General features: G+C 61.5%; 22 protein-coding genes and 1 other RNA gene. 18 read left to right on the top strand and 5 right to left on the bottom strand.

Annotated elements, in window-relative coordinates; all coding sequences use genetic code 11:
- Positions 1-87: 87 nt before the first annotated feature.
- From rsmI to lpxC, 18 genes are all read left to right on the top strand, one after another.
- Positions 88-960 (top strand): 16S rRNA (cytidine(1402)-2'-O)-methyltransferase, encoded by an 873-nt coding sequence (gene rsmI, locus HFK74_RS22065; protein WP_180205329.1) that lies wholly within the window; start codon positions 88-90, stop codon positions 958-960.
- A gap of 76 nt (positions 961-1,036) precedes the next feature.
- Positions 1,037-1,390: RNase P RNA component class A (gene rnpB, locus HFK74_RS22060), an RNA gene on the top strand.
- Between the two features lie 355 nt (positions 1,391-1,745).
- Positions 1,746-2,201: a division/cell wall cluster transcriptional repressor MraZ gene (mraZ, locus tag HFK74_RS22055; RefSeq protein WP_008060263.1), complete on the top strand. Its 456-nt coding sequence runs from the start codon at positions 1,746-1,748 to the stop codon at positions 2,199-2,201.
- Positions 2,202-2,203: 2 nt separating this feature from the next.
- Positions 2,204-3,145, top strand: coding sequence for a 16S rRNA (cytosine(1402)-N(4))-methyltransferase RsmH (gene rsmH, locus HFK74_RS22050; protein ID WP_143512450.1), 942 nt, complete (start codon positions 2,204-2,206; stop codon positions 3,143-3,145).
- Positions 3,142-3,435, top strand: a complete 294-nt coding sequence (gene ftsL, locus HFK74_RS22045; RefSeq protein ID WP_008060267.1) for a cell division protein FtsL — start codon at positions 3,142-3,144, stop codon at positions 3,433-3,435. The genes rsmH and ftsL overlap by 4 nt, the downstream gene beginning before the upstream one ends.
- Entirely contained in the window at positions 3,435-5,174 is a 1,740-nt protein-coding gene (locus HFK74_RS22040; RefSeq protein ID WP_180205392.1) for a penicillin-binding protein 2, read from the top strand. The genes ftsL and HFK74_RS22040 overlap by 1 nt, the downstream gene beginning before the upstream one ends.
- Positions 5,174-6,637, top strand: coding sequence for a UDP-N-acetylmuramoyl-L-alanyl-D-glutamate--2,6-diaminopimelate ligase (locus tag HFK74_RS22035; RefSeq protein WP_180205328.1), 1,464 nt, complete (start codon positions 5,174-5,176; stop codon positions 6,635-6,637). Before HFK74_RS22040 ends, HFK74_RS22035 begins: the two co-directional genes overlap by 1 nt.
- Complete coding sequence (murF, locus tag HFK74_RS22030; protein ID WP_180205327.1) at positions 6,630-7,997, top strand: UDP-N-acetylmuramoyl-tripeptide--D-alanyl-D-alanine ligase; 1,368 nt, start codon at positions 6,630-6,632, stop codon at positions 7,995-7,997. The genes HFK74_RS22035 and murF overlap by 8 nt, the downstream gene beginning before the upstream one ends.
- Complete coding sequence (gene mraY / locus HFK74_RS22025) at positions 7,997-9,079, top strand: phospho-N-acetylmuramoyl-pentapeptide-transferase (protein ID WP_008060275.1); 1,083 nt, start codon at positions 7,997-7,999, stop codon at positions 9,077-9,079. The genes murF and mraY overlap by 1 nt, the downstream gene beginning before the upstream one ends.
- 6 nt (positions 9,080-9,085) lie before the next feature.
- Positions 9,086-10,432, top strand: a complete 1,347-nt coding sequence (murD, locus tag HFK74_RS22020) for a UDP-N-acetylmuramoyl-L-alanine--D-glutamate ligase (protein ID WP_180205326.1) — start codon at positions 9,086-9,088, stop codon at positions 10,430-10,432.
- Entirely contained in the window at positions 10,429-11,646 is a 1,218-nt protein-coding gene (ftsW, locus tag HFK74_RS22015) for a putative lipid II flippase FtsW (RefSeq protein WP_008060279.1), read from the top strand. Before murD ends, ftsW begins: the two co-directional genes overlap by 4 nt.
- Positions 11,636-12,706 carry an undecaprenyldiphospho-muramoylpentapeptide beta-N-acetylglucosaminyltransferase gene (murG, locus tag HFK74_RS22010; protein WP_180205325.1) on the top strand — a complete coding sequence of 357 codons (1,071 nt, stop codon included), beginning with the start codon at positions 11,636-11,638 and terminating at the stop codon, positions 12,704-12,706. The genes ftsW and murG overlap by 11 nt, the downstream gene beginning before the upstream one ends.
- Complete coding sequence (gene murC / locus HFK74_RS22005) at positions 12,699-14,159, top strand: UDP-N-acetylmuramate--L-alanine ligase (RefSeq protein WP_180205324.1); 1,461 nt, start codon at positions 12,699-12,701, stop codon at positions 14,157-14,159. The genes murG and murC overlap by 8 nt, the downstream gene beginning before the upstream one ends.
- Positions 14,156-15,121, top strand: a complete 966-nt coding sequence (locus tag HFK74_RS22000; protein WP_180205323.1) for a D-alanine--D-alanine ligase — start codon at positions 14,156-14,158, stop codon at positions 15,119-15,121. Before murC ends, HFK74_RS22000 begins: the two co-directional genes overlap by 4 nt.
- 4 nt (positions 15,122-15,125) lie before the next feature.
- Positions 15,126-15,992 carry a cell division protein FtsQ/DivIB gene (locus HFK74_RS21995; protein ID WP_180205322.1) on the top strand — a complete coding sequence of 289 codons (867 nt, stop codon included), beginning with the start codon at positions 15,126-15,128 and terminating at the stop codon, positions 15,990-15,992.
- 15 nt (positions 15,993-16,007) lie between these two features.
- Positions 16,008-17,267, top strand: a complete 1,260-nt coding sequence (gene ftsA, locus HFK74_RS21990; protein WP_008060298.1) for a cell division protein FtsA — start codon at positions 16,008-16,010, stop codon at positions 17,265-17,267.
- A gap of 78 nt (positions 17,268-17,345) precedes the next feature.
- On the top strand, positions 17,346-18,539 hold the full coding sequence (ftsZ, locus tag HFK74_RS21985) for a cell division protein FtsZ (RefSeq protein WP_046819017.1): 1,194 nt from the start codon (positions 17,346-17,348) through the stop codon (positions 18,537-18,539).
- A 112-nt stretch (positions 18,540-18,651) separates the two neighbouring features.
- Positions 18,652-19,563, top strand: a complete 912-nt coding sequence (gene lpxC / locus HFK74_RS21980) for a UDP-3-O-acyl-N-acetylglucosamine deacetylase (RefSeq protein WP_008060300.1) — start codon at positions 18,652-18,654, stop codon at positions 19,561-19,563.
- 75 nt (positions 19,564-19,638) lie between these two features.
- Here the strand turns inward: lpxC and HFK74_RS21975 are convergent, their stop codons facing one another.
- From HFK74_RS21975 to HFK74_RS21955, 5 genes are all read right to left on the bottom strand, one after another.
- Complete coding sequence (locus HFK74_RS21975) at positions 19,639-21,132, bottom strand: sensor domain-containing diguanylate cyclase (protein ID WP_180205321.1); 1,494 nt, start codon at positions 21,130-21,132, stop codon at positions 19,639-19,641.
- Positions 21,133-21,280: 148 nt separating this feature from the next.
- On the bottom strand, positions 21,281-22,549 hold the full coding sequence (locus HFK74_RS21970; RefSeq protein WP_306669917.1) for an OprD family porin: 1,269 nt from the start codon (positions 22,547-22,549) through the stop codon (positions 21,281-21,283).
- Positions 22,550-22,796: 247 nt separating this feature from the next.
- Positions 22,797-23,018, bottom strand: coding sequence for a hypothetical protein (locus tag HFK74_RS21965; protein ID WP_180205319.1), 222 nt, complete (start codon positions 23,016-23,018; stop codon positions 22,797-22,799).
- 423 nt (positions 23,019-23,441) lie between these two features.
- Positions 23,442-24,806 (bottom strand): heavy metal sensor histidine kinase, encoded by a 1,365-nt coding sequence (locus HFK74_RS21960; RefSeq protein ID WP_008057522.1) that lies wholly within the window; start codon positions 24,804-24,806, stop codon positions 23,442-23,444.
- Complete coding sequence (locus HFK74_RS21955; protein WP_007998286.1) at positions 24,796-25,473, bottom strand: heavy metal response regulator transcription factor; 678 nt, start codon at positions 25,471-25,473, stop codon at positions 24,796-24,798. Before HFK74_RS21955 ends, HFK74_RS21960 begins: the two co-directional genes overlap by 11 nt.
- Positions 25,474-25,480 lie beyond the last annotated feature (7 nt).

The following is a 25,480-nucleotide window of genomic DNA, read 5'->3' as shown; positions in this document are numbered from 1 at the left end:
AGGCTGCAAAAGCGGGTGCTGCTTGCCCGTATCGCGAGCGTCGCTACGCGCTACAATGGCCGTTTTACCGATCATGAGGTGTGTGCTTTGACTGCTCCAGGTGCTTTGAATTCCGCTGCTGGCTCGCTCTATGTGGTGGCGACGCCCATCGGCAACCTGGACGATATCAGTGCCCGGGCGCTGAAGATCCTGCGTGAGGTCGCCTTGATTGCCGCCGAGGACACCCGTCATTCCCAGCGCCTGATGCAGCACTTCGGCATTCCCACACCCCTGGCGGCCTGTCATGAGCACAACGAGCGCGATGAGGGTAGCCGCTTTATTACCCGCTTGCTCGCGGGGGACGATGTCGCATTGATTTCCGATGCTGGTACGCCGCTGATTTCCGATCCGGGCTATCACTTGGTCCGCCAGGCGCGTGCGGCGGGCATCAATGTGGTTCCGGTGCCGGGGGCTTGTGCGTTGATTGCGGCCCTGTCGGCGGCGGGTTTGCCGTCCGACCGTTTCATCTTCGAAGGCTTCCTGCCGGCCAAGGCGGTGGGGCGGCGTGCGCGCCTGGAGCTGATCAAGGAGGAGCCGCGAACGCTGATTTTCTATGAGGCGCCGCACCGAATCCTCGAATGCCTGCAGGATATGGAGCAGGTATTCGGCGCTGAGCGCCCGGCATTGCTGGCGCGGGAGCTGACCAAGACGTTCGAAACGCTCAAGGGTTTGCCGCTCGCCCAGTTGCGCGAGTTCGTCGAGTCGGACAGCAACCAGCAGCGTGGCGAGTGTGTGGTGTTGGTGGCGGGCTGGACGGCTCCCGAGGAGGAGGGTGCTGTCAGCAGTGAAGCGATGCGCATCCTCGATCTGTTGCTCGAAGAGATGCCGCTCAAGCGTGCCGCGGCGCTGGCCGCGCAAATTACCGGCGAGCGCAAGAATGTTCTCTACCAGATTGCGCTGGATAAGCAGAAAGGCGAGTAAAAACCCGACGCATTGGCGTGGCTGGAGGCGTTTATCGCTTGTTCTTCGGCCGCTCTGCCGTTAACCTTCGCGGCGGAGAGTCGATCGGACAGTCGCTGCCCTCTATGAAAATTAGGGGGGGGAGGAAAGTCCGGGCTCCATAGGGCGAAGTGCCAGGTAATGCCTGGGAGGCGTGAGCCTACGGAAAGTGCCACAGAAAATAACCGCCTAAGCGCTTCGGCGCCGGTAAGGGTGAAAAGGTGCGGTAAGAGCGCACCGCACGTCTGGCAACAGTTCGTGGCTAGGTAAACCCCACTTGGAGCAAGACCAAATAGGGTCCCAAGGCGTGGCCCGCGCTGGGACCGGGTAGGTTGCTAAAGGTGTCCAGTGATGGCCATCGTAGACGAATGACTGTTCAAGACAGAACCCGGCTTACAGATCGACTCTCCACCTTTTTTCTCCCTCTGCTTAAATCATTGAGCAGGGGTCTGATGATGGCAATTACCCTCCTTTCTCAAACGTCCTCATTATCACTTTCGTAATATCAAAAAAATCTTACACTTAATAAATCACTTTAACTTCTGAACGCAGCCCCTTGTGCTGATTCAAGTTATTGGTCGGTTTCATCCCCCCGATCCTGCTTGCTCCCCTCCATATGCTCCTAAATCTCAGTTCTGTAAGGGTTTTCCTTTGATCCGCGCCTTGACGGTGCAGTGGGCGCATTCCTATAGTGTGCGCAAGTGGCGGAAAGTGGCATGAAGTGGGTTTTTTGAGCTAAAAACGCTAGAATTTGGAGAGACGCTGACGTGTTTCGCGGAGCCAACGCTATCAGTCTCGATGCCAAGGGCCGTCTCGCCATGCCGAGCCGGTACCGTGACGAGCTGGTTTCGCGGAGTTCTGGTCAGTTAATCGTCACAATTGATGCCGTTGATCCGTGTTTGTGTGTTTACCCCCTCGATGAGTGGGAAATTATTGAAACCAAACTGCGCGCACTGCCTTCGCTTCACGAAGCGAACCGTCGTCTGCAACGTTTACTGATTGGTAATGCCGTCGACCTCGAGCTCGATGGCAGTGGTCGTTTTCTGGTTCCGCCGCGTCTTCGTGAATATGCCAAGTTGGATAAGCGCGCGATGTTGGTAGGCCAACTGAACAAGTTCCAATTGTGGGACGAGGATGCCTGGGATGCGGTTGCTGCCGCAGACCTGGCTGCTATTCAAGAACCGGGCGCGATGCCTGACCAACTGCGTGAATTGATCCTGTGACTATAGATAGCGGCTTTAACCACATCACCGTACTGCTCGACGAAGCCGTCGAGGCTCTCGCTGTACGTCCTGATGGCTGCTATCTGGACGGCACGTTCGGACGCGGCGGACACAGCCGGTTGATCCTCAGCCAGCTAGGTCCCGATGGTCGGTTGCTCGGGTTCGACAAAGACCCTCAAGCGATTGCCACCGGGCAGACGCTAGCGGCCGAAGACGGCCGCTTTGTCGTTGTACAGCGCAGCTTTGCCGAGCTGGGTGCGGAAGTTGCCGCGCGCGGCATGAACGGCAAGGTCAGCGGTGTGTTGCTGGACCTGGGCGTCTCGTCGCCACAGCTGGACGACCCGGAACGCGGTTTCAGCTTCCTCAACGATGGTCCGCTGGACATGCGCATGGACCCGTCCCGCGGGATCAGCGCCGCCGAATTCGTCAACACCGCGCCCGTGGAAGAAATCGCCCGGGTGTTCAAGGAATACGGCGAAGAGCGCTTTTCCGGGCGCATGGCCCGTGCCGTGGCTGAACGTCGCGATATCAAGCCGTTCGAGCGCACCGCCGATCTGGCTGAAGTCCTGAAAGTCGCGAATCCGGCCTGGGAAAAGGGCAAGAACCCGGCGACCCGTGCATTCCAGGGTCTGCGCATTCACGTCAACAACGAACTGGGCGATCTGGAAGCCGGTCTCGAAGCGGCGCTGGAAAGCCTGGAAGTGGGCGGTCGCCTGGTGGTCATCAGCTTCCATTCGCTGGAAGATCGCATCGTCAAACTGTTCATGCGCAAGCTGGTCAAAGGCGAAGCCGACAACCTGCCACGCAACCTGCCGGTTCGCCACGTCGCTTTCGAACCGAAAATCAAAATCCATGGCAAAGCGCAGACGGCCTCCGACGCCGAGCTCAAGGCCAACCCACGTTCCCGTAGCGCTGTCATGCGTGTGGCGGAGAAGCTGCGGTGAGCAAGCTTTTCGCCAAGCCACTGCCCGGCGGAAGCTTTTTCATGCTGCTGTTGTTCGTTGGCGTGCTCGTGTCGGCCATTGGCGTGTCCTACAGCGCACACTGGAACCGCCAGTTGCTGAACGCGCTGTACAACGAGTTGAGCGTGCGCGACAAGGCGCAGGCCGAATGGGGGCGCTTGATTCTTGAGCAAAGCACCTGGACCGCCCATAGCCGTATCGAAGTGCTGGCCACCGAACAGCTGAAAATGCGCATTCCCGGTGCCGCCGAAGTGCAGATGGTGGCGCCATGATGAAACTCGAAGGCGCTCTGTTTCCGTGGCGCTTCCGCCTGGTGCTGGGCCTGCTCGGGGTCATGGTGGCGGCGATCGCCTGGCGCATCATTGACCTGCAAGTGGTCGACCGTGCCTTCCTCAAGGGCCAGGGCGATGCGCGCAGCGTTCGGCATATTCCGATTCCGGCCCACCGTGGCCTGATCACCGACCGTAATGGCGAACCCTTGGCCGTGAGTACTCCGGTCACCACCCTGTGGGCCAATGCCAAGGAAATGCAACTGGCCAAGGAAAAGTGGCCAGCACTGGCTGCCGCGCTGGGACAAGACCCCAAGGCCCTGGCCGAGCGTCTCGAGGCACAAGCCAGCAAGGAATTCATTTATCTGGTGCGCGGGCTGACGCCTGAGCAAGGCCAGGCCGTACTCGACCTGAAAGTGCCGGGTGTCTACGGGATCGAAGAGTTCCGCCGTTTCTATCCGGCCGGTGAGGTCACCGCCCACATGGTCGGCTTTACCGACATCGATGACCACGGACGCGAAGGCGTCGAGCTAGCCTACGATGAATGGCTGGCCGGGGTCCCCGGCAAACGGCAAGTGATCAAGGACCGGCGCGGCCGGTTGATCAAGGATGTCCAGGTCACCAAAAACGCCAAGGCCGGAAAGCCCTTGGCGTTGTCCATTGACCTGCGCCTGCAATATCTGGCCAACCGCGAGCTGCGCAACGCAATCATCGAGAACGGCGCCAAGGCTGGCAGCCTGGTGATCATGGACGTGAAGACCGGCGAAATCCTCGCCATGGTCAACCAGCCGACCTACAACCCGAACAACCGTCGCAACCTGCAACCGGCGATGATGCGTAACCGCGCGATGATCGACGTGTTCGAACCGGGTTCGACCATGAAGGCGATCTCCATGAGCGCCGCCATCGAAACCGGGCGCTGGAAACCGAGCGACACCGTCGAGGTGTATCCGGGCTCCTTGCAGATTGGCAAATACACCATCAAGGACGTCTCCAAGAGTGAAGGTCCGGTGCTCGACCTGGCTGGCATCCTGATCAATTCCAGTAACGTCGGCATGAGCAAGATCGCGTTCGATATCGGTGGCGAGACGATTTTCCGTCTGGCTCAGAAAGTCGGCCTTGGCCAGGATACCGGCCTCGGCTTCCCGGGCGAACGTGTCGGCAACCTGCCGAACTACCGTGACTGGCGCAAGGCTGAAACCGCCACGCTGTCCTACGGCTACGGTGTTTCGGTGACGGCGATCCAGTTGGTTCACGCCTTCTCGGCGCTGGCCAACAACGGTCGCCTCGCGCCACTGACACTGATCAAAACCGACAAGGCACCGCAAACCACCCAGGTACTGCCGGAAGCCGTCGCGAAAACCATGCAAGGCATGCTGCAGCAAGTGATCGAAGCGCCGCGCGGTGTATTCCGTGCACAGGTGCCGGCTTATCACGTGGGCGGCAAGTCGGGTACTGCGCGTAAAACCTCGGTCGGAACCAAAGGCTACGCCGAGAACTCCTACCGCTCGCTGTTCGCCGGTTTCGGCCCGATGAGCGACCCGCGCTACGCCATCGTGGTGGTCATCGACGAGCCGACCAAGGCCGGCTACTTCGGTGGCCTGGTCTCTGCGCCGGTGTTCAGCCGCGTGATGTCCGGCACCCTGCGCTTGATGAACATCACCCCGGACAACCTGCCACCTACCCAACAAGCGAACGCAACGCCGGTCGTTCCACCGAAAGCCAATGGAGGGCGCGGCTGATGTCTCTGAGCCTGAACAAGATTTTTCCCCACGCCGGCCACGATCTGTTGATCCGTGAATTGGCGCTGGACAGTCGCAACGTACGCGCCGGTGACTTGTTCCTCGCGGTGCCGGGCGGCAGATTCGATGGCCGTGCGCACATCGGCGATGCGCTTGCGCGCGGCGCGGCGGCCGTGGCTTATGAAGTGGAAGGCGCCACGGTGCTGCCGATCACTGACGTGCCGCTGATTCCGGTCAAGGGCCTGGCGGCGCAGCTGTCGGACATTGCCGGGCGCTTTTATGGCGAGCCAAGCCATCACCTGAAACTGGTGGGCGTGACCGGCACCAACGGCAAGACCAGCGTGACCCAGTTGGTGGCCCAGGCACTGGATCTGCTGGGCCAGCATTGCGGCATTGTCGGCACCCTCGGCTGCGGTTTTCATGGCGCGCTGGAAAGCGGCCTGCACACCACGCCCAACCCGATTGCGGTGCAAGCGACCTTGGGCGACCTGAAAAAGGCCGGGGCCAAGGCCGTTGCCATGGAAGTCTCGTCCCATGGCCTGGATCAGGGCCGGGTCACCGCGCTGGCATTCGATGTGGCCGTGATGACCAACCTGTCCCGCGACCACCTGGATTACCACGGCACCATGCAGGCCTATGGCGAAGCCAAGGCCAGGCTGTTTGCCTGGAACGACCTGAAATGCCGGGTGATCAACCTCGACGACGAGTTCGGCCGGCAACTGGCCGCCGACAAGCGCGAATCGCGGCTGATCACCTACAGCCTGCTCGACAGCAGCGCTTACCTCTACTGCCGCCAGGCACAGTTCGACGACGAAGGCGTGCGTGCCACGCTGGTCACGCCCCAGGGCGAACACCACCTGCGCAGCACGTTGCTGGGTCGTTTCAACCTGAGCAACGTCCTGGCGGCAATTGGCGCCTTGCTCGGCCTGGATTACGCCCTGGACGAAATTCTCAAGGTACTGCCGAAACTCGAAGGCCCGGCCGGACGCATGCAGCGCCTGGGTGGCGGCACCCAGCCGTTGGTGGTGGTCGACTACGCCCACACCCCGGATGCTCTGGAAAAAGTCCTGACCGCCCTGCGCCCTCACGTCAAAGGCCGCCTGTTGTGCCTGTTCGGCTGTGGTGGCGACCGCGATCGCGGCAAGCGTCCGCTGATGGCCGAAGTGGTCGAGCGCCTGGCCGATGGCGTGCTGGTTACCGACGACAACCCACGCACTGAAGACCCGTCGGTGATTTTCGACGACATCCGTGCCGGCTTCACCGCTGTGGATAAAGTGACCTTCGTGGCCGGCCGTGGCCAGGCGATTGCCCAGTTGATCGCCGGTGCGTCGGCGGATGACGTGATTGTCCTCGCCGGGAAAGGTCATGAGGACTACCAGGAAATCAACGGCGAGCGCCATGCCTTTTCCGATCTGGTCGAGGCTGATCATGCCTTGACCGCCTGGGAGGTGGCCCATGCTTAAAGCCTTGAAACTGAGCGAACTGACTGGCGCGCTGAATGGGCGGTTGATCGCCGCTGATGCGAGCTTCGACGGCGTCAGCATCGACAGCCGCGCAATCAAGCCGGGCCAGCTGTTCATTGCCTTGGCCGGTCCGCGGTTCGATGGTCATGACTACCTCAATGAAGTCGCGGCCAAAGGCGCCGTGGCGGCCCTGGTCGAGCGCGAAGTCGCCGACAGCACGCTGCCGCAATTGCTGGTCAGCGATACCCGTCAGGCGCTGGGGCAACTGGGCGCGCTCAATCGCGCGGCGTTCACCCAGCCAGTCGCCGCCATCACCGGCTCGAGCGGCAAGACCACGGTCAAGGAAATGCTCGCGAGCATCCTGCGCACCCGCGGTCCGGTGCTGGCCACCCGTGGCAACCTGAACAACGACCTCGGCGCGCCTTTGACTCTGCTCGAACTGGCGCCGGAACACACCGCCGCGGTGATCGAGCTCGGTGCTTCGCGCCTGGGCGAAATTGCCTACACCGTGGGCCTGACCAAACCCCATGTGGCCATTCTGAACAATGCCGGAACCGCCCATGTCGGCGAGTTTGGCGGGCCGGAAAAAATTGTCGAAGCCAAGGGCGAGATTATTGATGGGCTGGCGGCCGATGGCGTCGCCGTTCTCAATCTGGACGACAAGGCATTCGAAATCTGGAAGACCCGCGCTGCCGGTCGCAAGGTGCTGACATTCGCCCTGAGTAACGTCAGTGCCGATTTCTACGCCAGTGATCTGGACCGCGACGCCCGCGGTTGCCCTGCGTTCAACCTGCACACGCCTGAAGGTGTGGAGCGCGTTCAATTGAACCTGCTGGGCACCCATAACGTCGCCAATGCCATGGCCGCCGCGGCTGCCGCCCATGCGCTGGGTGTGTCGCTGTTCGGCATCGCCACCGGCCTCGGCGCGGTACAACCGGTCAAGGGTCGCACTGTCGCGCAACTGGCCAGCAATGGCATGCGCGTGATCGATGACACTTACAACGCGAACCCCACCTCCATGTGCGCTGCCGTTGATATACTGGCCGGCTTTTCCGGTCGCACCGTCCTGGTGCTCGGGGATATCGGCGAGTTGGGCGATTGGGCAGAGCAGGGGCACCGCGACGTGGGCGAGTACGCCCGTGGCAAGGTTTCTGCGTTGTACGCCGTCGGGCCGATGATGGTTCACGCCGTCAACGCCTTCGGACCCCAAGCCTTTCACTTCAGCACGCAAGCTGAACTGATCAAGGCCCTGGGCGCCGAGCAAGACACAAACACCACCATTTTGATCAAGGGCTCGCGCAGCGCTGCGATGGAAAACATCGTTGCCGCTTTGTGCGGGACCAGTCTGGAGAAACATTAATGCTGCTGCTGCTAGCGGAGTATCTGCAACAGTTCTACAAAGGCTTCGCGGTCTTCCAGTACCTGACCCTGCGCGGGATTCTCGGTGTACTGACCGCGCTGGTTTTGTCGCTGTGCTATGGCCCGTGGATGATCCGCACCCTGCAGAACCGTCAGATCGGCCAGTCCGTTCGCAACGACGGCCCGCAATCGCACCTCTCCAAGTCCGGCACCCCGACCATGGGCGGTGCGCTGATCCTGTCGTCGATTGGTGTCAGCACCCTGCTGTGGGCTGACCTGACCAACCGGTATGTCTGGGTCGTGCTGTTGGTGACCCTGTTGTTCGGCGCCATTGGCTGGGTCGACGACTACCGCAAGGTGATCGAGAAGAACTCCCGTGGCTTGCCGAGCCGCTGGAAGTACTTCTGGCAGTCGGTGTTCGGTCTTGGGGCAGCGATCTTCCTTTATATGACTGCCGCAACCCCGGTGGAAACCACGCTGATCCTGCCGATGCTCAAGGACCACAGCATTGCACTGGGTGCGGGTTTCATCGTCCTGACCTATTTCGTGATCGTGGGCTCGAGCAACGCGGTCAACCTGACCGACGGCCTCGACGGCCTGGCGATCATGCCGACCGTGATGGTCGGCGGTGGCCTGGGGATCTTCTGCTACCTGTCGGGTAACGTGAAATTCGCCGAATACCTGCTGATCCCGTATGTACCGGGCGCGGGTGAGCTGATCGTGTTCTGCGGCGCGCTGATCGGTGCGGGCCTGGGTTTCCTGTGGTTCAACACCTATCCGGCACAAGTCTTCATGGGGGACGTCGGCGCGCTGGCGCTGGGCGCGGCCCTGGGCACCATCGCGGTGATCGTTCGCCAGGAAATCGTCCTGTTCATCATGGGCGGCGTGTTCGTGATGGAAACCCTGTCAGTCGTCATTCAGGTTGCGTCCTTTAAGCTGACCGGTCGCCGTGTGTTCCGCATGGCACCGATTCACCACCACTTTGAACTCAAGGGCTGGCCCGAGCCGCGCGTGATTGTCCGCTTCTGGATCATCACCGTGATTCTCGTGCTGATCGGCCTTGCCACCCTGAAACTGAGGTAGAAACCCGTGTCCCTGATCGCGTCTGACCACTTCCGCATCGTTGTCGGCCTCGGCAAGAGCGGCATGTCCCTGGTTCGCTTCCTGGCGAACCGGGGCGTGGCGTTTGCGGTGGCCGATACGCGGGAAAATCCACCGGAACTGGCCACGCTCAAGCGTGACTATCCGCAGGTGGAAGTGCGTTGTGGCGAGCTGGATGTCGAGTTCCTGTGCCGTGCCGACGAGCTCTACGTGAGCCCCGGCCTGGCGCTGGCGACCCCGGCCCTGCAGGCCGCCGCTGCCCGTGGCGTGAAGCTGTCCGGCGATATCGAGCTGTTCGCGCGTAACGCGAAGGCGCCGATCGTCGCCATCAGCGGTTCCAACGCGAAGAGCACCGTGACCACCCTGGTCGGCGAGATGGCCGCTGCGGCGGGCAAGCGAGTGGCCGTCGGCGGCAACCTGGGTACGCCGGCGCTGGACTTGCTGGGCGATGACGTCGAGCTGTACGTGATGGAGCTGTCGAGTTTCCAGCTGGAAACCACCGATCAACTCAACGCCGAAGTGGCGACCGTGCTCAACATCAGCGAAGACCACATGGACCGCTACAGCGGCCTGCCGGCCTATCACCTGGCCAAGCACCGGATCTTCCGTGGTGCCAGGCAGTTCGTGGTCAACCGCCAGGACGCCCTGAGCCGGCCGCTGATGGGCGAGGGCCAGCCATGCTGGACCTTCGGCCTGAACAAGCCTGACTTCAAGGCCTTCGGGATCCGTGAAGAAGACGGCGAGAAGTACCTGGCCTTCGAGTTCCAGAACCTGATGCCTGTGCGTGAATTGAAAGTGCGCGGCGCCCATAACCAGTCCAATGCCCTGGCGGCATTGGCCCTGGGTCACGCCGTCGGCTTGCCGTTCGACGCCATGCTGTCGGCCCTGCGCAATTTCGCCGGTCTCGAGCACCGCTGCCAGTGGGTCCGCGACCTGGATGGCGTGGGCTACTACAACGACTCCAAAGCCACCAACGTGGGCGCCGCACTGGCGGCCATCGAAGGCCTGGGTGCGGACATCGACGGCAAAATCGTGCTGATCGCCGGTGGCGACGGCAAGGGTGCCGAATTCAAGGACCTGCGTGATCCGGTGGCGGCCAACTGCCGCGCCGTGATCCTCATGGGGCGCGATTCCGACAAGATCGGCCAGGCCATTGGCGATGCCGTTCCACTGATTCGTGCAGGCTCCCTGGTCGAGGCCGTCGAGCAATGCCGCGCTGCTGCGCAACCGGGCGACGTGGTGCTGCTGTCGCCGGCGTGCGCCAGTTTCGACATGTTCAAGAACTACGAAGACCGTGGTCACCAGTTCGTCCAAGCCGTGGAGGAACTGGCATGAGTCTTCGAGGCATCATCAAGCCGTACCCATCGCCGCTCATCACCGGGCGCGGTATTGACCTCGACTTCCCGATGCTCGCCGGTTGCCTGACGCTGCTCGGCCTGGGGCTGGTCATGATTGCATCGGCCTCCACCGAAGTGGCGGCGGTCCAGTCGGGCAGCGCCCTGTATTACATGATTCGTCACCTCATCTATGTGGTGCTGGGCCTGGGTGCCTGCATCGTCACCATGATGATCCCGATCGCCACCTGGCAGCGCCTGGGCTGGTTGATGCTGCTGGGGGCCTTCGGGTTGCTGGTGATGGTGATCATTCCGGGGATCGGCCGTGAGGTGAACGGTTCGATGCGCTGGATCGGCTTCAGTTTTTTCAACGTCCAGCCTTCCGAGATCGCCAAGGTGTTCGTGGTGATCTACCTCGCCGGTTATCTGGTGCGTCGCCAGAAAGAAGTGCGTGAAAGCTGGATGGGTTTCTTCAAGCCATTCATCGTACTGCTGCCGATGGCAGGCCTGTTGCTGATGGAGCCGGACTTCGGTGCCACCGTGGTAATGATGGGCGCTGCGGCGGCGATGTTGTTCCTCGGCGGGGTCGGGCTGTTCCGGTTCTCCCTGATGGTGGTCCTGGCGGTCGGGGCGGTGGTGTTGTTGATCCAGATGCAGCCGTATCGGATGGCGCGTCTGACCAACTTTGCCGATCCGTGGGCCGACCAGTTCGGTGCCGGTTATCAGTTGTCCCAGGCGTTGATCGCTTTCGGTCGCGGTGAATGGCTGGGCGTCGGCCTGGGCAACAGCGTGCAGAAACAGTTCTACCTGCCGGAAGCCCACACCGACTTCGTGTTCTCGGTCCTGGCCGAAGAGCTGGGTGCCGTGGGTTCCCTGTGCACGGTGGCGCTGTTCGTCTTCGTGTGTATTCGCGGCATGTACATCGGCTTGTGGGCCGAGAAGGCCAAGCAGTTCTTCGCCGCCTATGTCGCCTACGGTTTGTCGTTCCTGTGGATCGGCCAGTTCCTGATCAACATCGGCGTGAACGTCGGCCTGCTGCCGACCAAGGGCCTGACGCTGCCGTTCCTCAGCTATGGCGGCAGTTCGCTGGTGATCTGCTGTGCCTGTCTGGGCTTGTTGCTGCGCATCGAGTGGGAGAGTCGAACCCACCTGGGCAGCGAAGAGATGGAGTTCCATGAGAGCGACTTCGCCGAGGAGCCGAACCATGGGCGCTAACGTATTGATCATGGCCGGCGGCACCGGGGGCCACGTGTTCCCGGCGCTGGCTTGCGCTCGCGAGTTCCAGTCCCGCGGTTACACCGTGCACTGGCTGGGCACGCCGCGTGGCATCGAGAACGAGCTGGTCCCGGCGGCCGGCATCGAACTGCACCGGATCAACGCCAGCGGTTTGCGTGGCAAGGGCAAGTTGTCCCTGCTCAAGGCGCCGTTCATGTTGCTCAAGTCGGTCTGGCAGGCGCGGGCGATCATTCGTCGTTTGCAGCCGGCTTGCGTGGTGGGTTTTGGCGGTTTTGTGACCGGTCCTGGCGGTGTCGCGGCCAAACTGGCCGGTGTGCCGGTGATCGTTCACGAACAGAACGCCGTGGCCGGTACCGCCAATCGGTTGCTGGTGCCGTTGGCCGCCCGAGTCTGTGAAGCGTTCCCCGACACCTTTACCCTGTCGAGCAGCCGACGGACCACCGGTAACCCGGTGCGCACCGAGCTGTTCCTCGAAACACCGCGGACCGCTCTGGCGGGTCGCAAGGCGCGTTTGCTGATCCTGGGTGGAAGCCTGGGGGCAGAGCCGTTGAACAAGCTGCTGCCTGAAGCCCTGTCGCAAGTCGCCGTCGACTTGCGTCCGGAAGTGTTCCATCAGGCCGGCAAAAACCACGATGAAGTGACTGCAGAGCGCTATCGCGCGGCTGGCGTAGAGGCGCAGGTGCAGCCCTTCATCAAAGACATGGCCCAAGCCTATGGCTGGGCCGACCTGGTGGTATGTCGCGCAGGTGCGCTGACCATCAGTGAACTGGCTGCCGCCGGTCTGCCCTCGATGCTGGTGCCGTTGCCCCACGCGATCGACGATCACCAGACCCGCAACGCCGATTATTTGGCCCGTGAAGGCGCTGCCTTCCTGATGCCGCAAAGAACGACCGGTGCAGCGGATCTTGCCGCGCGCCTGACAGAGGTCCTGATGCAACCACAACGACTCAACGATATGGCCACTGCGGCCCGCCGCCTGGCCAAACCCGATGCCACCCGTAACGTGGTCGATACCTGCCTGGAGGTGGCCCATGGTTGAGAATCAGAAAGCCATGCCACAACCGGAAATGCGCCGCATCCGTCGCATCCACTTCGTCGGGATCGGCGGCGTGGGCATGTGCGGGATTGCCGAGGTGCTGTTGAACCTGGGCTACGAAGTGTCTGGTTCCGACCTCAAGGCTTCGCCGGTCACCGAGCGCCTGGAATCTTTCGGCGCGCAGATTTTCATCGGTCACCGCGCCGAGAACGCTGCCGCTGCCGACGTGCTGGTGGTGTCCAGTGCCGTGAATACGTCCAACCCGGAAGTCGCCACCGCGCTGGAACGTCGTATCCCGGTCGTGCCGCGGGCAGAAATGCTGGCTGAGCTGATGCGTTATCGCCACGGCATCGCCGTTGCCGGTACCCACGGCAAAACCACCACCACCAGCCTGATCGCCTCGGTGTTCGCCGCCGGTGGCCTGGACCCGACGTTCGTCATCGGTGGCCGCCTGAATGCAGCGGGCACCAATGCCCAGCTTGGTACCAGCCGCTACCTGATCGCCGAAGCCGACGAAAGCGACGCCAGTTTCCTGCACTTGCAGCCGCTGGTGGCCGTGGTCACCAACATCGACGCCGACCACATGGCGACCTACGACGGTGACTTCAACAAACTGAAGAAAACCTTCGTCGAGTTCCTCCACAACCTGCCTTTCTATGGCTTGGCGGTGGTGTGCCTGGACGATCCGGTGGTGCGTGAAATCCTCCCGCAGGTCAAGCGTCCGACCGTCACCTACGGCTTCGGCGAAGACTGCGACGTGCGCGCCATCAATGTGCGCCAGCAAGGCATGCAGACGTTCTTTACCGTGCTGCGCCCAGACCGCGAGCCACTGGATGTGTCGGTGAACATGCCGGGCAACCACAACGTATTGAACGCCCTGGCAACCATCTGCATCGCCACCGACGAGGGCGTCAGCGATGAGGCCATCGTCCAGGGCCTGTCCGGGTTCCAGGGTGTTGGCCGACGTTTCCAGGTCTACGGCGAACTGCCAGTGGACGGTGGCCAGGTGATGCTGGTGGACGATTACGGTCACCACCCGACCGAAGTCGCCGCAGTGATCAAGGCCGTGCGCGGTGGCTGGCCGGAACGTCGCCTGGTGATGGTCTACCAGCCGCACCGCTACAGCCGTACCCGCGACCTGTACGACGACTTCGTCAATGTACTGGCCGACGCCAACGTTTTGCTGCTGATGGAAGTCTACCCGGCCGGTGAAGAACCGATCCCCGGTGCCGACAGCCGCAAGCTGTGCAACAGCATCCGCCAGCGCGGCCAGCTCGACCCGATCTACATCGAGCGCGGTGTCGACCTCGCGCCGCTGGTCAAGCCGCTGTTGCGTGCTGGCGACATCCTGCTGTGCCAGGGCGCCGGTGATATCGGCGGTCTCGCACCGAAACTGTTGAAAAGTGAGTTGTTCGCCGGTGCCGTTGTCGCGCCGGTCGAGGGGAAGTTGAAATGACTGCTGCCTACACCAACCTCGCCAGCACCCTCGCGCCGAAAGATTTCGGCCGCGTCGCCGTGCTGTTCGGCGGCAAGAGTGCCGAACGCGAAGTGTCCCTGAAGTCGGGCAACGCCGTTCTCGATGCGCTGCAAAGTGCAGGCGTGGATGCGTTCGGCCTCGACGTCGGCGATGACCTGCTGCAGCGTCTGCTGAACGAAAAGATCGACCGCGCCTTCATCATCCTCCACGGCCGTGGCGGTGAAGACGGCAGCATGCAGGGCCTGCTCGAGTGCCTGGGGATTCCCTACACCGGCAGCGGTATCCTCGCCTCGGCGCTGGCCATGGACAAGCTGCGCACCAAGCAGGTCTGGCACAGCCTGGGCATTCCGACGCCACGTCACGCGGTACTGAGCAGCGAAGCCGATTGTATTTCGGCAGCGACGGAACTGGGCTTCCCTTTGATCGTCAAACCGGCCCATGAAGGTTCAAGTATCGGGATGGCCAAAGTGAGTTCCGCGTCTGAATTGATCGACGCCTGGAAAGCGGCCAGTACCTACGATTCGCAAGTGTTGGTCGAGCAATGGATTCAAGGTCCGGAGTTCACCATCGCCACCCTGCGTGACCAGGTGTTGCCGCCAATCGCCCTGGGCACGACGCACAGCTTCTACGACTACGACGCCAAGTACATCGCCAATGATACCCAGTACCGCATTCCGTGCGGCCTGGACAGCGCCAAGGAAAAGGAGCTCATGGACCTCACGGCGAAAGCCTGTGAAGCCCTGGGTATCGCCGGTTGGGGCAGGGCGGACGTGATGCAGGACGCCGAGGGGCAGTTCTGGTTCCTGGAAGTCAACACGGCGCCGGGCATGACCGATCACAGCCTGGTGCCGATGGCGGCCCGTGCTGCCGGTCTGGATTTCCAGCAGCTGGTTCTGGCCATTCTGGCTGAGAGCTTCGGCAAGCAAGAGCCGCGAGGTTAAGACCATGCAAGGCGCACAGTTGAGACATCAGCCACCCGCACCCGGCCGCAAGCCGGTGCCGCGGGGTGCCAGCCGAATGGTGGCCAAAGAGCCGATGTCCGCGCGCCTGCCGAAAGCCAACTTCGGTGTTCTCAAAGCCCTGTTCTGGCCAGTGCTGCTGGTCGCATTGGGGTTCGGTACTTATGAAGGCGCACAGCGTTTGATGCCGTACGCCGACCGACCGATCACCAAGATCGCGGTGCAGGGCGACCTGAGCTACATCAGCCAGCAAGCGGTGCAGCAGCGAATCGCCCCGTTCGTGGCGTCGAGCTTCTTCACCATCGACCTGGAGAGCATGCGCACCGAGCTTGAAACGATGCCATGGATTGCCCATGCCGAAGTGCGCAGGGTGTGGCCGGACCAGGTGGTGATTCGCCTGGAGGAACAATTGCCGGTGGCCCGTTGGGGCGACGAATCGCTGCTGAACAACCAGGGCCAGGCGTTTACCCCGCGCGAACTGGCCAATTACGAACACTTGCCGCAGTTGTTTGGTCCACAGCGGGCTCAACAGCAAGTGATGCAGCAATATCAGGTACTGAGCCAGTTGCTCAGGCCATTGGGCTTCTCGATTGCGCGCCTGGAGTTGCGCGAACGAGGCAGCTGGTTCCTGACGACCGGCCCTGGCAGTGCCGGGCCCGGGATCGAACTGCTGCTGGGACGCGGCAACCTGGTGGAAAAGATGCGCCGTTTCATTGCCATCTATGACAAGACGCTCAAAGAGCAGATTACGAACATTGCGCGCATCGATCTGCGCTACGCCAACGGCCTCGCTGTTGGCTGGCGGGAACCTGTAGCGCCGACGGCAGCCGTACCCGCTGTCGCGAAGAATTAAGAGAGGCAGGACCCCATGGCAAACGTGCAAAGCGGCAAAATGATCGTCGGTCTCGATATCGGCACCTCCAAGGTGGTGGCGCTGGTCGGCGAGGTCGCGGACGACGGCACGCTGGAAATCGTCGGGATCGGCACCCATCCGTCCCGTGGCCTGAAGAAAGGCGTGGTGGTGAACATCGAGTCCACCGTGCAGTCGATCCAGCGCGCCATCGAAGAAGCGCAGTTGATGGCTGGCTGCCGCATCCACTCGGCGTTTGTCGGCGTGGCCGGCAACCATATCCGCAGCCTGAACTCCCACGGCATCGTGGCGATTCGTGATCGCGAAGTCAGCTCCGCCGACCTTGAGCGCGTACTCGACGCCGCCCAGGCCGTGGCGATCCCGGCTGACCAGCGGGTGCTGCACACCTTGCCGCAGGATTACGTGATCGATAACCAGGAAGGTGTCCGCGAGCCACTGGGCATGTCCGGTGTGCGTCTGGAAGCCAAGGTCCACGTGGTCACCTGCGCCGTCAACGCCGCACAGAACATTGAAAAATGCGTGCGCCGCTGCGGCCTGGAAATCGACGACATCATTCTCGAGCAACTGGCGTCCGCCTACTCGGTGCTGACCGATGACGAGAAAGAGCTGGGCGTGTGCCTGGTGGACATCGGTGGCGGCACCACCGACATCGCGATCTTCACCGAAGGCGCGATCCGCCACACCGCGGTGATCCCGATCGCGGGCGACCAGGTGACCAACGACATCGCCATGGCGTTGCGCACCCCGACCCAGTACGCCGAAGAAATCAAGATCCGCTACGCCTGTGCCCTGGCCAAACTGGCGGGCGCCGGTGAAACCATCAAGGTCCCGAGCGTCGGCGACCGTCCGCCGCGCGAGCTGTCCCGTCAGGCCCTGGCCGAAGTGGTCGAGCCGCGTTACGACGAGCTGTTCACGCTGATCCAGGCCGAGCTGCGTCGCAGTGGCTACGAAGACCTGATCCCGGCCGGCATCGTGCTGACCGGCGGTACGGCGAAGATGGAAGGCGCCACCGAACTCGCCGAGGAAATCTTCCACATGCCAGTGCGCCTGGGCGTGCCCCATGGCGTCAAGGGCCTGGATGACGTAGTGCGCAACCCGATTTACTCCACGGGCGTTGGCCTGTTGATGTACGGCCTGCAGAAGCAATCCGACGGCATCTCGTTCTCGGGTATCGGCAGCCGCGACAGCTTCAGCAACGAAGAACCCAAAGGCGCCTTGCTCGATCGTATCAAGAGCTGGGTGCAGGGCAATTTCTAAGATTTACCGCAACACCGTTACACCGTTGTAGATACAGGCAGTAGGCGAAAAAACTAGAGAACGTAAAGGAGAGGGAAAATGTTCGAACTCGTAGACAACATCCCCGCAAGCCCGGTTATTAAAGTTATCGGTGTCGGCGGTGGCGGCGGCAACGCCGTGAATCACATGGTCAAGAGCAACATTGAAGGCGTCGAGTTCATCTGCGCCAACACTGATGCCCAGGCGCTCAAGAGCATTGGCGCGCGGACCATCCTGCAACTGGGTACCGGCGTGACCAAAGGTCTGGGCGCTGGCGCCAACCCTGAAGTAGGTCGTCAGGCCGCTCTCGAAGATCGTGAGCGCATCGCCGAAGTCCTGCAGGGCACCAACATGGTGTTCATCACCACTGGCATGGGCGGTGGTACCGGTACCGGTGCTGCGCCGATCATTGCCGAAGTGGCCAAGGAAATGGGCATTCTCACCGTTGCGGTGGTGACTCGTCCGTTCCCGTTCGAAGGTCGCAAGCGCATGCAGATCGCCGACGAAGGCATCCGCCTGCTGTCGGAAAGCGTTGACTCGTTGATCACCATTCCCAACGAGAAACTGCTGACCATCCTCGGCAAGGACGCAAGCCTGTTGTCGGCTTTCGCCAAGGCTGACGATGTACTGGCCGGTGCCGTTCGCGGTATCTCCGACATCATCAAGCGTCCGGGCATGATCAACGTCGACTTTGCCGACGTACGTACCGTGATGAGCGAAATGGGCATGGCGATGATGGGCACTGGCTGCGCCAGCGGTCCGAACCGTGCACGCGAGGCCACCGAAGCGGCCATTCGCAACCCGCTGCTCGAAGACGTGAACCTGCAAGGTGCACGCGGCATCCTGGTGAACATCACCGCCGGCCCTGACCTGTCCCTGGGTGAGTACTCCGACGTGGGTAGCATCATCGAAGCCTTCGCTTCCGAGCACGCCATGGTCAAGGTCGGTACCGTTATCGATCCGGACATGCGCGATGAGTTGCACGTGACTGTCGTTGCGACCGGTTTGGGCGCTAAAATCGAGAAGCCGGTGAAGATCATCGACAATACCGTGCACACGTCGATGGCTTCCCAGCCGCAACAACAAGCCCCTGTTCGTCAGGAAGCTCCAGCGGTGAACTACCGTGACCTGGACCGTCCGACCGTCATGCGCAACCAGGCCCAGGCCGGTGCTGCGACTGCCGCGAAGATGAATCCGCAAGATGATCTGGACTACCTGGACATCCCGGCCTTCCTGCGTCGTCAGGCCGATTGATGAAATGTATCAGGGCTATGAAGGTGATTGGTGTTCAGCAAAGGCGTGGTCTGCTATCATCGCCAGCCTTTGTTGATACCAGTTCGCAATTTGCGCTGAAGCGGCCCAAGCCATGATTAAACAACGCACACTGAAAAATATTATCCGTGCCACAGGTGTAGGTCTGCACTCCGGGGAGAAGGTATACCTGACCCTCAAGCCTGCGCCGATCGACACCGGCATTGTGTTTTGTCGTGCCGACCTCGATCCTGTGGTGCAGATCCCTGCACGCGCAGAAAACGTTGGCGAAACCACCATGTCGACCACGCTGGTCAACGGTGACGTCAAAGTGGATACGGTGGAGCACTTGCTCTCGGCCATGGCTGGCCTGGGCATCGATAACGCCTACGTCGAGCTCTCCGCGTCCGAAGTACCTATCATGGATGGCAGCGCTGGACCTTTCGTATTCCTGATTCAGTCGGCGGGCCTGGAAGAACAGGACGCCGCCAAGAAGTTCATTCGTATCCTGCGCGAAGTGACGGTGGAAGACGGCGACAAGCGCGCCACTTTCGTCCCTTTCGAAGGTTTCAAGGTGAGCTTCGAGATCGATTTCGATCACCCGGTTTTCCGTGACCGCACCCAAAGTGCAAGCGTGGATTTTTCCAGCACTTCGTTCGTAAAAGAAGTCAGCCGCGCCCGTACCTTTGGTTTCATGAGTGACATCGAGTACCTGCGCAAGCACAACCTCGCACTCGGCGGCAGCGTTGAAAACGCTATTGTGGTTGACGCCGATGGTGTACTGAACGAAGACGGCCTTCGCTACGAAGACGAATTCGTGAAGCACAAGATCCTCGATGCAATTGGTGACCTCTACCTGCTGGGCAATAGCCTGATTGGTGAGTTCAAGGGCTTCAAGTCCGGCCACGCGCTGAACAACCAGCTGCTGCGCAAGTTGATTGAGCAGACAGATGCCTGGGAAGTCGTGACGTTCGAAGATGCCAGCACCGCACCGATCTCTTACATGCGCCCTGTTGCGGCCGTGTAAGTAAAAAACCTCTCTAGTTTTTAAAGGCTGCCTTCGGGTGGCCTTTTTTTATGTGCGGATGTTCATCGCCAGCCGCTACAGCGCGACCACCCGGTTACGCCCAGTCTCCTTGGCTTGATACAACGCCTTGTCCGCGGCAAACATCAGCACCTCCAGGTTGATGTCTGAGCAGGCATTCCAGGTGCTGATGCCAATGCTCACGGTAATCGGCGAGTCGGCACCGTCGATCGGCGGCAGCTGCTCGACGGCCTCTCGAATGCGCTCGGCGATCTGTTGTGCGCCCGCCATGTCGGTTTCCGCCAGCACCACCGAAAACTCCTCGCCACCGTAGCGCGCGACCAGGTCGGCAGGCCGCCGTACGTGGGTGCGCAGCACATTGGCCACCGCGCGCAAGGCCTCGTCACCGGCTTGATGGCCATGGCGGTCGTTGAAGGCCTTGAAGTGATCGGCGTCGATCATCAGCAGCGACAACGGCTTGCCGGAACGCTGGGCGCGAAACCACTCATGACGCAACGTCTGGTCGAGCGTGCGGCGGTTCGCCAGGCCGGTCAAGGCATCGGTGGCGGCCAGTTGCGCCAGTTCCAGCTCGGCATGGTGGCGCAGGCGCAGTTCGCGGCAGAGCAGCCAGGTCAGCCACAGCAGGCACGCACACAGGGCGATCGTGGCCAAGCTGACCACCAGCGCCGTGCGTTGCCACGAAGCGAACACTTCTGCGCCCGACAGTGCGACGATGACAATCAGCGGCAGATTGCCGACCTGGGAAAAGGTGTACAGCCGTTGATCCTGGTAGCGAGCCGAGACACTGCTGAAGCTGCCGTTGCCTTCCTTGACGATGCGCTGGAAATTGGGGCGGTTGCTGAAGTCCGAGCCGGTCAGGTCTTCTCCCAGGCGGGGCACCTGGGCCAGCAGGATTCCATCCTTGTTGATCAGGCTGATCGAGCTGTCAGGACCGATGTTCAAGCTGTTGAACAGCTGCTCGAAGTAGCTCAGGCGCATGGCCGCTTCGGCGACCCCGAGGAACTCGCCCTGGGCGCCACTGATACGGCGACTGAAGCTGATGCGCCATTCATTGTTTGCCAACCGGGAGCGAAAAGGACGGCTGATGAACATGCTCGGGTCGCTGTTGTTCACGTGGGACTGGAAGTATTCGCGGTCGGCAAAGTTGCCTGTCCTGGGTTCTCGCGAAGCCGAGTCGGCGACCACGTTGCCCTGCTGGTCAAGCAACAGGATGTCACCCTTGTACGGAGCCGCGGTGGCGCGATCGAACAAGGCCAGATGGCGGATCTGCGGGGAAACCTGCATGAGGTCTTCGCGTCGGGAGGTCGCGATCAAGCCGAGCAAGGAGACGTCGTAGAGCTCGACGTTGCGCAGGACGTCGGCTTCGATCAATTGCACGATGTTGGCGGCGGAGCGGCTGGCTGACAGTTCGGCATTGGCGCGCTCACGCACCAGCAGGAACGCCACGATGCCGAGGATCGCGATCACCATCAACACGCTGCCGACAATCACCAATCGCTCGGAGCGCGTGGATGGGGTTGTTGGGTGAAATGTCGCGCTGCGCTCGCTCATGATTCTGGCTTCTGCTGTCTAGGCGTCGGGAACATTCTTTTACAAGAATCGGGCAGCGTCCCGGACACCCGTCACATCCACAGCATCCCTGCGCACTCCGGATAAAAAAAAGGCCAGCAAAACCTGCCGGCCTTTTGTTTACTGAAGCTTAGAAGACATTGAGCGGGTAGTCGAAAATCACCCGGTACTCGTCGGTGTCCTGGTCCAGTGCGCCATACCCGTTGCCACCCCGGTTGGTTGCCCATTGCAGGCGCAGCGCGAGGTTTTTCGCCTGGCCGGCCTGGACCACGTACCTGAGTTCGATGTCGCGTTCCCAGTGCTTGGCGTTTTTGCCGTCGGGGTTGTACCACGCGCTGTACCCTGGGCTGTCTGGATCGACCTTGGTCAGGTCCAGCTTGCCTCGGGAGTAGGACAGCGCCGAGGTCAGTCCCGGCAGGCCGAACCCGACAAAGTCATAGGCGTACTTGAGTTTCCACGAGCGTTCGTTCGGGCCGTTGAAGTCCGAGTATTGCAGGGAGTTGTCGAGGAAGACGCTGTCGCCCTGGCTGATGTAGTCGAACGGCGTGTTGCCGTTGACCCGCTGGTAAGCGGTGGTGACGCTGTGATTGCCGACGCCGACGGTGAAATGCAGGCTGTAGGTGTTGTTGTCGATGTGGCCGAGCAGCGCATCGCCCGTGTCTTGGGTGTGATAGAAGTGCAGGCCCGGGTTGAGGCTGACCACTTCGTTGAGCGCATAGGTGTAGTCGAGGTCGTAGTAGTACTGGTTCCAGATGTCCTTGAGCTCGGCGGCATACAGGTTGCTGGTCACGCCCGGCAGACCGCTCCAGGCCACGCCAGCCCAGTTGAGATGCTGGCTCTCGTCACCCTCGGCCAGGGTGCCGTAGGACGTACCGATACGGGTATGGCCGCTTTGGTTGTACAGTTTGGTGAAGCTCGCTTGACCCCCTTCGATCAGCCAGCCGTCGAAACTGTGGTTGGTCAGGCTGACGCCGCGAAAGGTCTGCGGCAGCATGCGGGTCTCACCGCCGGCAATCACCGGGTTGGCGAGAAACAGGTCGCCGGCCTTCAATTCGGTATCGAAGGCACGCATTTTCAGGGTGCCGCCCGCCGTGGAGAACGAGCCCGGTGCTTTGCCGTTGCCATCGCTGACCGGCAGGATGCTCGAGTTGTCCGTGCCGCCGCCACCGTCGAGCTTGAGCCCGAGCATGGCATGGGCGTCGAAGCCGAACCCGACGCTGCCTTCGGTGTAGCCCGACTCGAAGATGCCCAGCAAACCTTGACCCCATTCAATGTTGTCGTCGGCCTGTTGCTGGCGATTGCGGTTCATGTAGTAGTTGCGTGCGTTGAGGGTGAGGCTGGCGCCTTCGGCGAAACCCTCGGCGGCCGAATCTTCGGCAGCGTGAGCATTGGCGGCCATCGTTGCAGCGATTGCAACGAACAGGGCAGGTGTACTGAATGGGAAACGCACGTGGGGTAAAGCTCCTGGGTCAGCTGGATACATCACTTTTCTTGCAGCCGCAGCGATTTCTTTTCGGCGGGGAGGGCGCGGCAGGTTGTAAAAACACAACGAAAAAAAGCCGCTGATGGCAGCGGCTTTGAAGACAACTTTTCATTGGGAAGAGCCGATGAAAAGTGTCGAGGGAAACTGGAGCAATGCGCGTAAATCAGCTGTCTTTCTCAGCCTGTTTGGCCTGGATGCTCGACGCTTGTGGGGCTTGGGTGGCCTCCTGGGCTTTGGCGGTCATCTCGATCTGGTGCTCTTCGTACGCGGCGGCTCGTGCGGTATTTTGCGCGACGAAGGCCTGCGACTCTTCAGCCATGGCGAACGGAGACAGGAACAGAGAAGACAGAACGAAAGCGCTGGCAATACCCATACTGTTGGACATCTTTTAAACCTTCTTGCTTGGCAAGTGCTGTTTGGTGCGGGCAAAGATAAGGGGCTTGGGGGAAAGGAAAAAGAGCGGATTCATGAAAGGACTGTTACGCAAAGAGCAAAGATCGTTTGCCCAGGACAACGGGTGGACGCTTTCACTGTAGGAGCCAGGCTTGCCGGCGAAGGCGCCCGAAAGACAAGCGCAATATTCGAGGGCCCCTTCGCCTGTAGGAGCGAGGCTTGCCCGCGAAGGCGCCCGGAAGACAGGCGCAATATTCAAGAACGCCTTCGCCGGCAAGCCTGGCTCCTACAATGCGAAGGCGCCCGGAAGACAGGCGCAAAATTCAAGAACGCCTTCGCCGGCAAGTCGGATCGCCGCACCGCTGGCTCCTACGGGATCGATGTCGGGACGAAGGGTGTGATCTATTGCGCCCAGTCAGACGGGCAAATGCATGCCAAAGGTGTTCATGCCATGGTCGCTGCGCACGAACACATCGCCGCCATGCATCAGGGCAATCGCCTTGACGATGGCCAGTCCCAACCCGTGGTTGTTGCCACTGTTGCTGCGAGAGGCGTCTACCCGGTAGAAGCGCTCGAACAGGCGCGGCAGATGCTCGCTTGAAATCGGTACGCCCGGGTTCGCGACGCCGATGCTGACCTGGTGTTCGCCCGCTTCGATTCGCACCTCGATGACTTGCCCGGGCCCGGTGTGCTGCACGGCGTTATTCAGCAGGTTGATCAAGGCCCGGCGCAGGTGCGCGATCTCGATTCGAACCAAGGCATCGCCGCTGACCTGAACCTGTACCTGGGCATCCTCAAGAATGAAATCGAGGTAGTCCAGGGTCGTGGCCACTTCTTCCGCCAGCGAGGTGGACGTCAGTTTGGTGGCCTTGCTGCCCTGGTCGGCGCTGGCCAGGAACAGCATGTCATTGATGATCGAGCGCAGTCGCTCAAGCTCTTCAAGGTTCGATTGCAGCACCTCGAAATAGTGCTCTGCCGAACGTCCGCGTGTGAGGGCGACCTGGGTCTGGCCGATCAGGTTGGTCAGCGGCGAGCGCAGTTCATGGGCGACATCGGCGTTGAACGATTCCAGGCGCGAGTAGGCCTGCTCGACCCGCTCCAGTGTCGAGTTGAACGAGTCGACGAACTGGTTCAGCTCCGGGGGCAGCGATGACAGGCGCAAGCGGCCTGAACGCAACGGCGGGGCCAGGCGCTGGGCTTCCTGGGACAGCTTGATCAACGGCTTGAGCCCGATCCGCGCCACCCAGTAACCCAGCGCCGAGGCCATCAGCACGCCGATAACCGCCAGGCTTATCAGGGCGATCAGCAACTGGTGCTGGGTATGGTAGAACGTTTCGGTATCGATACCGATCATGAAGCGCAGGGGCGGGCGCTGGTCCTTGGCCGGGAATTGACTGACCAGCACTTTCAGCGGGTAGGGGTGATCCGCCAGTTGCATGTCGCGCGTGCCCAGCGGTCCCTCGGCGAAGGCACGGATGGTCGGTGTCGGATTGCCGTATTCGTAGTGCGGATCGCCGCTGACGATCCAGAAACTGATGCGCTTGTCTTCTTCGCCGAGCAGCTTGAGCTTGTTATTGATCTTCACCCAGTGCTCGGGCGTGCCGTAGCGGCCGACGGTGGACTCGAGCACGCTGTAGCGCGCGTCCAACTCAGCCTCGGGCAGCAGGCCCAGACCTTTGTCCACCTGTTGATAAAGCGCCCAACCAATCAACAGGAACACCAAAAGCGCCACCAGCGTGAACATCCCGCTCAGGCGCAGCGCAATCGAATTACTGGACACCACGGCTCTCCAGCACATAGCCCATGCCACGGATGGTGTGCAGCAGTTTCTCTTCGAACGGCCCGTCGAGCTTGGCCCGCAGGCGCTTGATCGCGACTTCGACGACGTTGGCGTCGCTGTCGAAATTGATGTCCCAGACCATTTCGGCGATGGCGGTTTTCGACAGGATTTCACCCTGGCGGCGGGCCAGCACACTGAGCAACGAGAACTCCTTGGCGGTCAGGTCCAGGCGCGTGCCGCCACGTGTGGCCTTGCGGCTGATCAAATCTATCCACAGGTCGGCGATGCTCACTTGCACCGGTTCGTGGCCACCGCTGCGCCGGGTCAGCGCCTGCAGGCGTGCCACCAGTTCGAGGAAGGAAAACGGTTTGCCCAGGTAATCGTCGGCACCGTCGCGCAGGCCCTTGATGCGGTCTTCGACCCGTTCGCGGGCGGTGAGCATGATCACCGGGGTTTGCTTGCGCGCACGCAGGGCGCGCAATACACCGAAGCCGTCCAGGCCCGGCAGCATGACGTCGAGAACGATCACCGCGTAGTCGCTTTCCAGCGCCAGGTGCAGGCCTTCCACGCCATCGCGGGCCAGGTCCACGGTGTAGCCCTGTTCCGTCAGGCCGCGGTGCAGATAGTCCGCGGTTTTTTCTTCGTCTTCGATAATCAGGACGCGCATGACCCCG

Source organism: Pseudomonas sp. SbOxS1, from assembly GCF_013416725.1.
Taxonomy (GTDB): domain Bacteria; phylum Pseudomonadota; class Gammaproteobacteria; order Pseudomonadales; family Pseudomonadaceae; genus Aquipseudomonas.
The sequence above is the reverse complement of the archived record's forward strand: the minus strand, read 5'-3'. Positions and strand labels throughout refer to the sequence as shown.

Coding starts and splice junctions, on each gene's coding strand:
- lpxC (WP_008060300.1), top strand. CDS start 18,652: ATGATTAAACAACGCACACTGAAAAATATTATCCGTGCCACAGGTGTA.
- HFK74_RS21975 (WP_180205321.1), bottom strand. CDS start 21,132: ATGAGCGAGCGCAGCGCGACATTTCACCCAACAACCCCATCCACGCGC.
- murF (WP_180205327.1), top strand. CDS start 6,630: ATGCTTAAAGCCTTGAAACTGAGCGAACTGACTGGCGCGCTGAATGGG.
- HFK74_RS21970 (WP_306669917.1), bottom strand. CDS start 22,549: ATGGCCGCCAATGCTCACGCTGCCGAAGATTCGGCCGCCGAGGGTTTC.
- murG (WP_180205325.1), top strand. CDS start 11,636: ATGGGCGCTAACGTATTGATCATGGCCGGCGGCACCGGGGGCCACGTG.
- HFK74_RS21955 (WP_007998286.1), bottom strand. CDS start 25,473: ATGCGCGTCCTGATTATCGAAGACGAAGAAAAAACCGCGGACTATCTG.
- mraY (WP_008060275.1), top strand. CDS start 7,997: ATGCTGCTGCTGCTAGCGGAGTATCTGCAACAGTTCTACAAAGGCTTC.
- ftsW (WP_008060279.1), top strand. CDS start 10,429: ATGAGTCTTCGAGGCATCATCAAGCCGTACCCATCGCCGCTCATCACC.
- HFK74_RS22040 (WP_180205392.1), top strand. CDS start 3,435: ATGAAACTCGAAGGCGCTCTGTTTCCGTGGCGCTTCCGCCTGGTGCTG.
- HFK74_RS21995 (WP_180205322.1), top strand. CDS start 15,126: ATGCAAGGCGCACAGTTGAGACATCAGCCACCCGCACCCGGCCGCAAG.
- HFK74_RS22035 (WP_180205328.1), top strand. CDS start 5,174: ATGTCTCTGAGCCTGAACAAGATTTTTCCCCACGCCGGCCACGATCTG.
- murC (WP_180205324.1), top strand. CDS start 12,699: ATGGTTGAGAATCAGAAAGCCATGCCACAACCGGAAATGCGCCGCATC.
- HFK74_RS22000 (WP_180205323.1), top strand. CDS start 14,156: ATGACTGCTGCCTACACCAACCTCGCCAGCACCCTCGCGCCGAAAGAT.
- HFK74_RS21965 (WP_180205319.1), bottom strand. CDS start 23,018: ATGTCCAACAGTATGGGTATTGCCAGCGCTTTCGTTCTGTCTTCTCTG.
- ftsA (WP_008060298.1), top strand. CDS start 16,008: ATGGCAAACGTGCAAAGCGGCAAAATGATCGTCGGTCTCGATATCGGC.
- ftsZ (WP_046819017.1), top strand. CDS start 17,346: ATGTTCGAACTCGTAGACAACATCCCCGCAAGCCCGGTTATTAAAGTT.